The sequence below is a fragment of the Mycolicibacterium pyrenivorans genome (assembly GCF_025821625.1).
In the GTDB taxonomy this organism is placed as follows: domain Bacteria; phylum Actinomycetota; class Actinomycetes; order Mycobacteriales; family Mycobacteriaceae; genus Mycobacterium; species Mycobacterium pyrenivorans.
The window spans coordinates 26,027-38,374 of the sequence record NZ_JACKSH010000134.1; the positions used below are offsets into that span (position 1 = coordinate 26,027).

Annotated in this window: 10 protein-coding genes; 6 read left to right on the forward strand and 4 right to left on the reverse strand. The window is 68.5% G+C overall.

Annotation, left to right across the window (positions count from 1 at the left end; genetic code table 11):
* Window positions 1–13 precede the first annotated feature (13 nt).
* The 3 genes from H7I57_RS16400 to H7I57_RS16410 form a co-directional block, all read right to left on the reverse strand.
* Window positions 14–1,357: a hypothetical protein gene (locus H7I57_RS16400; RefSeq protein WP_264024682.1), complete on the reverse strand. Its 1,344-nt coding sequence runs from the start codon at window positions 1,355–1,357 to the stop codon at window positions 14–16.
* Between the two features lie 33 nt (window positions 1,358–1,390).
* Window positions 1,391–2,659: an MFS transporter gene (locus H7I57_RS16405; protein ID WP_264024683.1), complete on the reverse strand. Its 1,269-nt coding sequence runs from the start codon at window positions 2,657–2,659 to the stop codon at window positions 1,391–1,393.
* A 296-nt stretch (window positions 2,660–2,955) separates the two neighbouring features.
* Window positions 2,956–3,228: a WGxxGxxG family protein gene (locus H7I57_RS16410; protein ID WP_264024684.1), complete on the reverse strand. Its 273-nt coding sequence runs from the start codon at window positions 3,226–3,228 to the stop codon at window positions 2,956–2,958.
* A 485-nt stretch (window positions 3,229–3,713) separates the two neighbouring features.
* On the opposite strand from H7I57_RS16410, the gene H7I57_RS16415 reads away from it, so the two are divergent.
* Window positions 3,714–5,843, forward strand: a complete 2,130-nt coding sequence (locus H7I57_RS16415) for a glycoside hydrolase family 183 protein (RefSeq protein WP_264024685.1) — start codon at window positions 3,714–3,716, stop codon at window positions 5,841–5,843.
* 4 nt (window positions 5,844–5,847) lie between these two features.
* Here the strand turns inward: H7I57_RS16415 and H7I57_RS16420 are convergent, their stop codons facing one another.
* The gene (locus tag H7I57_RS16420; protein WP_264024686.1) at window positions 5,848–6,510 is read right to left on the reverse strand and encodes a M15 family metallopeptidase; all 663 of its coding nucleotides are present in this window, start codon (window positions 6,508–6,510) and stop codon (window positions 5,848–5,850) included.
* Window positions 6,511–6,571: 61 nt separating this feature from the next.
* On the opposite strand from H7I57_RS16420, the gene H7I57_RS16425 reads away from it, so the two are divergent.
* From H7I57_RS16425 to H7I57_RS16445, 5 genes are all read left to right on the forward strand, one after another.
* Window positions 6,572–7,693 carry an XdhC family protein gene (locus H7I57_RS16425; RefSeq protein ID WP_264024687.1) on the forward strand — a complete coding sequence of 374 codons (1,122 nt, stop codon included), beginning with the start codon at window positions 6,572–6,574 and terminating at the stop codon, window positions 7,691–7,693.
* 84 nt (window positions 7,694–7,777) lie between these two features.
* The gene (locus H7I57_RS16430; protein WP_264024689.1) at window positions 7,778–10,114 is read left to right on the forward strand and encodes a xanthine dehydrogenase family protein molybdopterin-binding subunit; all 2,337 of its coding nucleotides are present in this window, start codon (window positions 7,778–7,780) and stop codon (window positions 10,112–10,114) included.
* Window positions 10,115–10,116: 2 nt separating this feature from the next.
* A complete protein-coding gene (locus H7I57_RS16435) occupies window positions 10,117–10,830 on the forward strand; it encodes an SRPBCC family protein (RefSeq protein WP_264024691.1) in 714 nt (237 codons plus the stop codon).
* A gap of 10 nt (window positions 10,831–10,840) precedes the next feature.
* Window positions 10,841–11,734, forward strand: a complete 894-nt coding sequence (locus tag H7I57_RS16440) for an FAD binding domain-containing protein (protein WP_264024693.1) — start codon at window positions 10,841–10,843, stop codon at window positions 11,732–11,734.
* Complete coding sequence (locus tag H7I57_RS16445) at window positions 11,727–12,209, forward strand: (2Fe-2S)-binding protein (protein ID WP_264024695.1); 483 nt, start codon at window positions 11,727–11,729, stop codon at window positions 12,207–12,209. Before H7I57_RS16440 ends, H7I57_RS16445 begins: the two co-directional genes overlap by 8 nt.
* The last annotated feature ends 139 nt before the right edge of the window (window positions 12,210–12,348 follow it).

Here is a 12,348-nt window from a genome sequence, read left to right on the forward strand (position 1 = left end):
AATTACTCCTTGGTCAGCAGGTGAAGAGGCAGGTGTTGCGGACTTGGGTGTTGTTGATCATGGTGATGACGGTGCTGCCGCCGGGCGGTACGGCGCGTACGCCGCCGCCGCAGAGCCCGGTCGGGGTCATGAAGGCGGCCCACAGCGCGAACCACTCGGAGCGGGCACCGGTCCCCGGTTCGATCACCGTCTCCACGTTCGGCTGCACGATCTCCTGGACGAGGCTGCCGGTCTGCGTGCTCGCCGCCAGCGCCTCCCGCCAGGTACGGGCGTCCACTTCCCGCCCGATGAGGACACCCTCGCCGCCGGACAGCCCAGTTGGCTTGAACACCAACTGCTCTCGGCGCTGCATGCACTCGGCGATGAACCGCTCATCCGCTTCGGGGCCGCGCCGGCCGAGCATGCGGCTCCACGGCAGCACCCGCTCGATCACCGCGCGCTCCTGCGCCGAGAACGCCGAGGCGTCCTCGGCGAACTCGGACAGCATCGCGAGCGTGCCCTTGTTCCCGAACACGTTGGTCGGCGTCCACACCACCGCGGTGCCGTTCTCGTGGGCGCGGAACACCGGCTCCATCAGCGCGTCGCCGTCGGGATGGGCGAGCATCTCCTCGAGCCCGTAGTAGCGCAGGATCACGTCGATCGCGGTGCCGTGGAGGTACGGCTTGCCGGAGCGGAAGGTCAGGTCGCTGATCTCACCGACCCGGCAGTCGATGCCCTGCGCGGCGAGCAACTCCCCGATCGCCCGCCGCTGGTCGCCGTAGGTGGCCATCCCGCCGGGCCCCTCCAGCACCGCGACCACGGGCTCGCCGGCGCCGATTGCCTTGCCCGCGTTGCGCAGCGCCGCGGCCAGGTCCCCGCTCATGTCCAGGTAGCCCAGACCGTGTTCGGCGGCGAACTCGGCGAAGGCCGGGATCCGTAGGTAGGCCTTCGGCAGCGGGCCGACCATGTCCAGGCCGCCGAGCGCGCTGCCGATGTTGAACTCGAGCAGCTTGAACGACGCGCCGTCGTAGTAGGTGTCGGCCCGTCCGTACAGCGGCGGGGGGCCGTCGCCGAGCAGCCGGCGCATCCAGGCCCCGCGCCGGACGTCAATGCCGAGGGCAGCGCGGAACCGGTCGAAGTCTCCGTCGAAGCAGCGCTGCGGCAGCGAGGTGACCAGATCGAAGATGGTGACGAGATCCCTTCCGAAGGCTCGGAATTCGGTCTCGTCGACCATGACCGGACGGGGCAGCAGCCTCGGCCACGCAGCACGCATGGTCTCCGACACGTCGAGCTCGGCCAGTGCCCCGCGCAGCCCGCTCATCGGAGTAGCGCATTCGGCCAGATAGGCCTCGGTGACGCGGTTCGCGCGTGCCGACATGATTGCCTCCAAGGTGTGAAAAATCAGACGGGCTCAGACGGATGACAGTGCTTGTGCCGCGGCACGCGCTGGGCGGCGGTCGAGGATCACCCGGTACTGCATGAGGATCACCACGCCGAAGAGCAGGTAGATCCCTGCCATCCCGAGGGTGCTCAGGACCGCGCTCAAGCTGATCAGCAGCGAGTTGACCACCTGACCGAAACGGATGTGCAGGTAGTACGCGGCCATGTACCGGGGCCGGCCTTCCTCGGGCGCCAACTCCGCCAGCAGCCCCTGCTGTACCGGCGTGTTCATCAGCTCGCCAAAGGTCAGCACCACGACGGCGAGTAGCAGCAACCAAGCCGTGTTGGTGACCGCCAGCACCGCGAAGCCACCCGCGTACAGAGCGATGCCCGCGAAGACCCGGGCCCGGTCTGGCAGCTGCCGGAGCAGCGAATTGACCTTCAGCGCGAGCAGCACGACCAGGATGGTGTTCACCGCCTTGAGCACGCCGAGCATCTGGACGCCGTGGACGTCGCCGAACGGGAACACGTACTGGACCCCGAAGTCGTTCGACAGCCGGATGCCGATCGAGGTGCTCAGCTGTCCTTCTAGTGTCAGCACGAGGGTGGCGACGATGATCAGCCTGCGAAATGTCGAGTCGGCGAGCACTACCTTGTATCCCTCGGCGAACTGAGCCCAGCCGCGGAGCTTGGCCGGCGCGTCGGCACGCGACCCCGGCTTCGACGCCGGCTTTGTCTCCGCTACCAGCAGTGTGGTGACGAGGAGCGCGAAGCCCATGCCGATGGCGCCGCCCAGGATCACCGTGCCGAAGTGCGAGCCGTAGAGGAAGCCGCCGAGCAGTGCGCCGCCGCCGAGCGCGACGTTGATCACCCAGTAGTTGACCGTGTAGACGTACTTGCGGTCCTCGGGCGGCGTGACGTCGATGATCGTCGAGTCGTTGGCCGGCAGCGCCATGTTGGTCCCGAACTTGACGACGGCGTAGCTGAAGTAGACCGCGAGCGGACCCCAGTCGGCGAAGTAGGCCACGGTCATCAGCACCAGGAAGGCGGTGCCGATGAGGTCCCCGACGATGAGGACGGGCCGACGTCCCCACATCTCTGACAGGTGACCGCCGAGCAGCATGCCGAAGACCGCGAACACGGCGAACAGCAGGATCAACGCGCCCGTGGTCGCGATCCCCACGTGGGCCGCGAGGTAGATCGCGATGAAGGTGAGGATCATCGCGTCGATCAACTTGTGGACGAACGCCAACCCGATCCTGACCCGGACGTTGCGGTGCAGCGCCATGAACTTCCTCATCGGGCCACGACCTCAGAGCGGTGCCGGGTCTTGGGGGTCACCGTCTCCGGGAACACATATGCAGGCATGAGAAGAATTGTCGTGAGCGCGCAGAGGTCCCGTAATCGCCGGCAAGCCAGATTCCGCTTGTCGAGGAGAAAGATGTTCCTATCCGCGGGGTAAGCACCGGGTTCGTCAGTGTGCTGCACCTCCGCGGCGTGCCGATTGCCGCCAGGACAAATCGATCTTGACAGGAGGCGCCACGCAAACGGCCCGCCACCCGGTCGGGTGACGGGCCGCCTCGCAGCTGTGTCGGATTAGACGCGGGACGCGTTGCCCGGGCCGACCGTCCCGGCGGGGCGGGCCACCGTCTTGTCGTCACGGCGCTTGAGGCCCAACAGCCCGACGAGGCCGAGCAGACCCGCGAGTCCCCACAGTCCGGTGTTGTCGCCGTCGTCCTCGGCCTCGGGCTGGGCCAGGGTCGTGGTGGTCGCCGGCACCGGGCTCTCGTAGGTGGCGGCATGCGCGACTCCCGCTCCGCCGAAGGTCAACGCGCTGGTAACGCCAAGAATTGCCACAGCTTTTCGCATTTGATTCTCCATCGTTGATTGGTTCAGTGAACCGGTGACGAGGACCATGGGCTGTAGTCCTCACAGAAGCGCGACGGTGGACCCGTCCCCGACGAATCGACACCGCTTCCCCGTCGCTCGCTCTCAGATACCCGGCGTCGGCGTCACCAAACGGAAATATCTGCACCGGTCTGCCCGTCAGCATCGCGAAGGCCCCCGAGACGTTGAATGGTGTCCAGCGCGTTGCCGCGCAGGTCGGGATGATCGAAGCCGGCTCGGCGACGGAATTGCCGAAGTGGGCGCACTCGACGAGAAAGCCTTGGAGAGCCTCGGATACTCGGGTTTCACCCATTTGCTGCTCGCGGGATGGATCAACAGAACCCAATGGTCACGGTAACGTTTCAATCGCTGTGACGATTTAACTATTTGCTCACCACTCCCCCCGCCGATGCGCTTGAATGGCCACGACGACGGGGGTTCGAACACGGCTGGATCTAAGGGGTTTCATGGGTGCCGCAGCGTACGTCGGTCGAGTCGGCGGTCTGGCCGTCGCGCTGGGCATCGGATCAGCGATATTTGCAGGCCACGGGGTGGCATGGGCCGAGGAGACCGGCTCGTCGCCGTCGAAGACGACGGCCTCAGCAACGTCAGCCAGCGACAAGTCGGACCGCGATACGTCAGCCAGCGACAAGTCGGACACGGCCGACAGCAGCGCGACGGCTGAGGAAGCCGACGCCGACGAGCCAGAAGCGGAGCCAGAGGACGAGGCGGAGGAGCCGGCGGCCGAGGCTGAGCCGGAGGCCGAGGCCGACCCGGACCCGGAGCCCGACCCGGAAGCCGAGGCCGACCCCCAGCCCGACGACACCGGCGAGCCGGAGCCAGAGGACGAGGCCGCCCCGGAGCCTGAGCCGGAGCCCGACGACACCGACGAGCCCGAGCCCGAGACTCCCTCGAAGCCCACCACGTCGAACAGAACCCCGACCTTTACAGAGGACACCTCCACAGCCGAGAAAACGACAACCCCGACCGCGACGAAGCCCAAGCCCGCCGAGACATCGGACGACCCCGCGGTTGCACCGCAGAAGCCGACGAAGGTCGCGGTGTTCGCCAGCGCCGACACGCTGGCCACGGCGAACTCGACGACGGTGTCGCCGCGGGTGTCGGCCCTGCTCTCGACGCCGACCACAACCCAACAGCCGCCGAAGCCCAACATCGTCACCGCGGTGGTGAACGTCGTGAACAGCATGCTGGACTGGGCGCGTCAGAAGGCTGACCCCACCCCCGGCAGTGCGCCGCAGCCACCGTTCATGTGGGCGTTGATGTCGTTCGCCCGGCGCGAGCTCGAGAACCTCTTCGTGTCGCGCACCACGACGACCGCCGCGCGCACCACCGCCGTGGCGCCCACCAGCCTCGCGCTGGCGGACGACCAAACAGCCGTCACCGCAGCCGCATTGGTGCCGTACTCGCCGTGGCTGAACCCTCAGGTCAGCCCGTCGACGAACTTCGTCAGCTGGGTGACAGGCAAGTACGTCTACGGCGACAAGACGTTGGCCAACACCTACAACCGGTTCCAGGTTCACGGCACCGACGTGGGCGTCATGTGGGACAACGGCATGGTCGACGACCCGAGCACCCCCGACATCAATGAGCATCAGGTGCTCATCGCGGTCGGCGACACCTTCGGTTCGGCCAACATGACCGGCCGGTGGATCTACAACACGTTGTTCCGCAGCTCCGACGACGACCTGTCCGACGGCATGACGATCCCCGACGGGGAATGGTTCAACGGCAACATGTTCGGCGGGGCGCCGCTGTCCGGTCCGACGCAGGCGCGGCCGATCATCGACCGTCCGTCCTGGGCGCCCAACTCGGTGACACTCATTCCGACAGCGGGTGTCTCGCTGCCCACCGAGGTCACCGAGGACACTCCCTTCGGCACGATTCAGTACGTCAGCTTCATGTCGGTGTCGAAGTGGGGCACGGCGGGCCGCTGGACCACGAACTACTCGGCGATCGCGTACTCGACCGACAACGGCGAGAACTTCACCGTCGCACGGGGAAGCGTCCGCTACAACTCGTTCTTCAGCTCCAACCGCAACTTTCAGCAGTCGGCGTTCGTCATGGGCGACGACGGTTACGTGTTCATGTACGGCACGCCCAACGGCCGCCAGGGCGCTGCGTACCTCGCGCGCGTCGCCCCCGACGACATCCTCAACGTGAGCAGGTACGAGTACTACAAAGCGGCTTCGACGGGTTGGTTCCGCACCACCCCGGCCAAGTGGGTCGTGGGGAACCCCAGGTCGGCGTCGGCCATCATCGGCAAGTCCGGATCCAGAACCCAACCCGGCTACACCGTCAGCGAGATGTCGGTTCAGTACAACGAATACCTGCAGAAGTACATCGTGCTCTACGGCGATCAGAACAACAGCATCGTGATGCGGACAGCCGACACTCCCGAGGGCGCCTGGTCGGAGGCGACGGTGCTCATGAGGCAGCAGACCGGCGGCATCTACGCGCCGATGATGCATCCCTGGTCGCCGTCGACGCTCGGGACCGGAACCGATCTCTACTGGAACCTGTCGCTGTGGTCGGACTACAACATCATGCTGATGCGCACCGACCTCACCCAGCTCTGACGATTCAGACGACAGGCACGTCCGGAATCGGTCGATCCACGGCGGCGCCCGGACCGTCGAAGTGCCACCACTCGCCGGAGTACACCGTCAGGCCTCCTGCGGTCATCGCGTCCCGCAGCCGTGCCCTGTTGGCCTGCGCGGCCGGGCTGACGCCCTCGGTCGCGTCGGCATGGCTGCGGGGTGAGAAGTCGTCGAAGCCGGTCCCCATGTCCACCGGGCCCTTCGCGTCGGCCAGCGTCACATCCACCGACCGGCCCGCCACGTGGCTGCGCGCATACGGACCCGGGCGCGCCACCCAGGCGGGGTCGGGAACCGCCTCGAACATCGCCACCTGAACGTCGTACGGCCGATAGCAGTCCCAGAAGACGAGCCGTTCCCCGCCGCGGCGCAACAGATCCGCGGCGACGACGAGTCCCTGTGCCAGGGTTTCGTGTACCAGGCAGCGGGCACCTGCCGGATACAGCGGGACGCCGACGAAGTTGTCCGCCGTGGCATAGCGCAGGTCGATCACGGCATCCGGAACGACGCTGCGCACGTCCACGAACCCTGCCGCACGGGCCTGGTCGGAGACCGGCGGGACGGGCGACGCCGACGCGTCCGTGCTCGTTGCGGCCGCGAAGCCGATGACCGAGCAGCACACCGCGAGAATCCGCCGAGCAGCGACCATCACTGCACTGTAGAGGGCGCCGCCACGGGTGCGGGCCGACTAGCGGGCATACACTGCGCTCGTGCGCGACGTGCTCGAGGAGTTGCTGGCGGTCTGGCGGGCCGGCGGCACCGCGGGGTTGTCCACCGTCGTGCGCACGATGAGGTCCGCCCCCCGGCCACCCGGCGCCGCGATGGTGGTCTGCCCCGACGGCAGCGTGGCGGGCTCGGTGTCCGGCGGCTGCGTCGAGGCCGCCGTCTACGAGGTCGCCAACGACGTCGTGGCCACCGGCCGCCCGGACCTGCAGAGCTACGGGGTCAGCGACGACGACGCGTTCGCGGTGGGCCTGACATGCGGCGGCACCATCGAGGTGTTCACAGAGCCGGTGTCGCGCAGCACCTTTCCGCAGCTGCAGGCCGTCGCCGACGACATCGCCGCCCATCGACCGATCGCCGTCGCGACGGTCATCGAACACCCCGACTCGCGCAGGCTCGGCATGCGGTTGATCGTCGGGGCGGATTCGACGCAGGGCTCGGTGGGCTCCGAGCGTGCCGACGCGGCCGTCGCCGACGACGCCCGTGGGTTGCTCGCCGCCGGGCGGTCGGCCGTCCTGTCGTACGGACCCGACGGCCAGCGACAGGACGCCGGGATGGAGGTGTTCGTCGCCGGCCATGCACCCCGCCCGCGGATGCTGGTGTTCGGCGCCATCGACTTCGCCGCCGCCCTGGCGCAGCAGGGCGCTTTCCTGGGCTACCGGGTGACGGTGTGCGACGCCCGGCCGGTGTTCGCGACCGCGGCGCGCTTCCCCGCCGCCGAGGACGTGGTCGTCGAATGGCCCGACCGCTACCTCGCCGCCCAGGCCGCGCTGGGCGCCATCGACGAACGCACCGCGATCTGCGTGCTGACCCACGACCCCAAGTTCGACGTGCCCGTCCTCGAGGTCGCCTTGCGCCTCCCCGCCGTCGGATACATCGGCGTGATGGGCTCGCGCCGCACACACGACGACCGGATGCGCAGGTTGCGCGACGCGGGCCTGACGGACGCGGAGCTGGCCCGCCTCGCCAGCCCCATCGGACTCGACCTCGGCGCCCGCACCCCCGAGGAGACGGCGGTGTCGATCGCCGCGGAGATCATCGCGCGCCGCTGGGGCGGACGTGGTCGACCGTTGACGGAGATGGACGGGCGCATCCACCACGAGGCCTGAGACCACCGTGAGACAAAGATGGTGGAAATGTCGCTCTCGGATGCGATAACGTCACTCTCTAAGCCCTCAGGAGAGTGATGTGAAGTGACCGACACCGTGCCAGCCGTCACCGCGCGCTATGCGGGCAGCAGGGTCCCTCGTATCGAGGACAGCCGGCTTCTCACTGGTCACGGCACGTTCGTCGACGACGTTCAGCGCCCCGGCATGTTGCACGCCTGCTTCGTACGCAGCCCGTTCGCCCACGCGACCATCAACGGCATCGACGCTTCCGAAGCGCTGGCCCTTCCCGGCGTGCATGCGGTGTTCACCGCCGAGGACCTCAACCCCGAGGTCAAGGAGGCCTGGCACGCCGTCGCGGGCAAGGACATCCCGGACACTCCCCGGCCGCCGCTGGCCGAGGGTGAGGTGAAGTTCGTCGGCGACCCCGTCGCCCTCGTCGTCGCCGACAGCCGGTACCTCGCCGAGGACGCCGTCGACCTGGTCGACGTCGACTACACCCCGCTGCCTGCGGTCGCCGATTTCCGCAAGGCGGTCGGCGGTGCCGAGGCAGGCGTCCCCGTCGTCCACGAGGCCTACCCCGACAACGTCGCCGGCGGCATGGGCGGCGCCCCGCCGGACGAAGAGGTGTTCGCGAACGCGGCGCATGTGGTCTCCGAACACATCTACCAGCAGATGTACGTGCCGGTGCCGATGGAGACGCGCGGCATGGTCGTCGAGTGGACGTCCACCACCAGCGAACTCACCGTCTGGGCGTCGTCGCAGACACCGCACGAACTGCGCGCGTTCGCCGCGCGGCTGCTCGGGATCCCGGCCCAGGGCGTCCGGGTGATCGTGCGCGACACCGGCGGAGCGTTCGGCCAGAAGGTGGTGCCGATGCGCGAGGACATGTGCATCCTGCTGGCCGCCCGCAAGGTGCCGTCCGCGTTGAAGTGGATCGAGGACCGGCGGGAGAACCTGATGTCGGCGGGCCAGTCCCGGCACGTCGACGGCAAGGTCCGGATGGCCTTCGACGACGACGGCAAGATCCTGGCCGCCGACATCGACTTCATCCAGGACGTCGGCTCCTACCCGACGCCGTACCCGGTGCTCACCACCGCCGCGATCGGCATGTTCTTCCCCGGGCCCTACCGGGTGCCGAAGGCCAGCTTCAACTACAAGACGGTGTTCTCCAACACCCCGGGCCTGCACGCCTACCGCGGCCCCTGGCAGTACGAAACCCTCACCCGCGAAATGCTTCTCGACTCCGCCGCGCGGAAAATCGGGATGGACCCCGTCGAGCTGCGCCGCATCAACATCCTGCGCGGCGACGAGATGCCGTTCTTCAACCCCAACGGCATGCCGTACGACAACTGCGCCCCCGCCGACACCTTCGAGCAGGCCGTGAAGATCCTCGACCACGAGGGCTTCCGCAAGGAGCAGGCCGAGGCGCTGGCGCAGGGCCGCTATCTCGGCCTCGGGTTCTCGGCCTACATCGAGCCCACCGGCGCCGCGACCGGACACCTCTCCACCGAGGGCGCCACCATGCGGATGGAGTCCACCGGGAAGATCAACGTCTACGTCAACGGCGGTTCGGCGGGCAACAGTATCGAGACCACCGTCGTGCAGCTCACCGCGGATACGTTGGGCGCCAACATCGATGACGTGTCGACCATCCAGGGCGACACCGCGGTGACCCCGTACGGGGCGGGCACTCAGGGCAGCCGCAGCGCACCGATGACGGCAGGCGCGGTGCACGAGGCGGGCACCATCCTGCGCAAGCAGATCATCGCGATCGCGGCCCAGCTCCTCGGCGTCGACGAGGCCGACGTGGAGCTCGCGGATTCGAGGGCCGGCGTGCGCACCGACCGCGACAAGAGCGTCAGCTTCGCCGACATCGCCTACCGCTCCTACTACGAACCCGCACAGCTCGGCGGGATCCCGCCCACCCTGGAAGCAACCGCACGGTTCAACTCGCAGGCGATGATCCACTGGGCCAACGCGACTCACGTGTGCACGTGTGAGGTCGACGTGGAGACCGGGCACGTGACGCTGACCCGCTACATCGTCAGCGAGGACGTCGGGCCGATGATCAACCCGAACGTGGTCGAGGGACAGGTCGCGGGCGGAACGGCGCAGGGCATCGGCGGCGCACTGCTGGAGCACCTCGCCTACGACGACGCGGGTAATCCGGTGGCGTCGACGTTCGTCGACTATCTGCTGCCGACGGCCACCGAGGTGCCGCCCATCGAGTTCGGGCACGTCGAGATCCCCGGCCCGGGTGTCGGCGGCTACAAGGGCGCGGGCGAGGGCGGGGCCATCGGCTCGCCACCGGCGGTCATCAACGCCGTCAACGACGCGCTCGCCCCGCTCGGTGTGTCGGTCACCCAGCTGCCCGCCACCCCCGCCACGATCGTCGCGTTGATCGAAGGAAAGGACCACTAGACGTGGAGCTGAACAACGAATTCCGGGTCGCGGTCCCCGCCGCCAAGGTCTGGGAGGTGTTCACCGACGTCGAACGCGTCGCGCCCTGCCTGCCGGGTGCCACCCTGCTGTCGGTCGACGGCGACGAGTTCAACGGCGCGGTCAAGGTCAAGGTCGGCCCGATCACGGTGTCCTACAAGGGGGTTGCCTCCTACCTGGAGAAGGACGCGGCAGCGCAGCGGATCGTGCTCAAGGCCGAGGGCAAGGAGACCAGGGGCAACGGCACCGCCGCGGCGACCGTCACCGCGCAACTGAAGGACGACGAGCGAAGCACCCCACCCGGCACACACGTCGTCATCCTCACCGATCTCGCGATCTCGGGTAAGGCGGCGCAGTTCGGGCGCGGAGTGCTCGCCGACGTGTCGGGCAATCTCATCGCGCAGTTCGCCCGCAGCCTGGAGGCCGAACTCCTCGGCGGTGCGGCGCCCGCCAGAGCCTCCGAGAACGGCTCCGCCGCTGCGGCTCCCCTGACGGCGGCGCCGGATGCCGGCGACTCCGTCGACCTGCTCAAGGTGGTCGCCGTGCCGATGGCCAAGCGGTTCGCGCCCGTGCTGATCGCGGCTGCCGCCGCAGGCGTCCTCGGCTTCCTGCTGGGCCGCCGCAGGCGCAAGGCCGCCAGCCCGGCCGGCGCGCTCGCCGAAGATCTGCAGGCCGCGCTCATCCGGCTGCTGTCGTGAAGGCTCACTCATGAAAGCGGCGAGTTTCGCCTATCACCGCCCCGACACGGTCGCGGATGCGGTGGCGCTGCTCGGCGAGTACGGAGACGACGCGAAGATCCTCGCCGGCGGACAGAGCCTGGTGCCGATGCTCGCGATGCGCCTGACGCACTTCCCGAACCTCGTCGACATCTCCCGGGTGGCCGAACTGCGCAACATCGAACGCCGCGACGATCAGGTGTGGATCGGTGCGGGCACCCCGCACGCCCTGGTGGGGATGGACGACGAGGTCGCCGAATCCGTTCCGCTGCTGACCCTGTCCACCCCGCACATCGGGCACTTCCAGATCCGGACCCGCGGAACCCTGGGCGGCGCCATCGCGCACGCCGACCCCGCCGCGGAGTACGCCGCGGTCGCGCTCGCACTCGACGCCACGATCGAGGCCGCCTCGCCCCGGGGCCGCAGAACCATCCCGGCGGCGGAGTTCTTCACCGGGCTCTGGGAGACCTCGCTGGCCGCCGACGAGATCCTGACCGCCGTGTCCTTCCCCGTGTGGTCGGGCCGCTGCGGCTACTCGGTGCAGGAGTTCGCCCGGCGCCACGGCGATTTCGCGATCGCGGGCGCGACGGTGGCCGTCGAGATCGACGACCAGGACACGGTGACCCGCTGCGGGATCGGGCTTCTCGGCCTCGGCTCGACGCCGGAGCGGGGCACTCCCGCAGAGCAGGCCGTCGTCGGCCGGGCCGTCACCGACATCACCCCGGACGAATTGGGCCGGTTGGCCATGTCGGGGCTCGAAGACGTTCCCGCCGACCTTCAGGGCACGGCGTCCTACCGCACCCGCGTCGGCGCGACGATGGTCGCGCGGGCGTGGACCGAGGCAATCACTGCGGCTCTGGAAGCGAGGGAGGCCCATAATGCATGAACTACCCGTCGACGTGTCGGTCAACGGCCGCAGCCACGGCGGGACCGTCGAGCCGCGGCTGACGCTTGCGGACTTCCTCCGCGAGAAGTGCGGGCTGACCGGCACCCACCTCGGCTGTGAGCACGGCGCCTGTGGTGCGTGCACGGTGCTGCTGGACGGCCAGGCCGTGCGGTCGTGCCTGATCTTCGCCGTCCAGGCCGACGGCCAGGAGGTGACGACGGTCGAGGGCATCGCCGCCGACAACGGCGAGCTGTCCGCCGTCCAGGCCGCGATGCGCGAGTGCCACGGCCTTCAATGTGGCTTCTGCACACCGGGTTTCGTCACCAGCATCACGGCCCTGCTGCGCGACAACCCGACACCCACCGACGACGAGATCCGCGAGGGGCTCTCGGGGAACTTCTGCCGGTGCACCGGCTACCAGGGCATCGTCAATGCGGTGAAGCGCGCCGCCGAGGTTCTCAACTCGACTTCATGACGATCCCGCCGGAATTGCATTCCAGCAGGGCTTTTGCGAGTGCGGGCCTGCTAATCCGAAAATAGAGGTGAGGTGCGCTGGGTGTGGGCGCGTCGGTGTTGCCGTGGGTGCCACGGCGGGTTTGGTGTGTTCGCGGGTC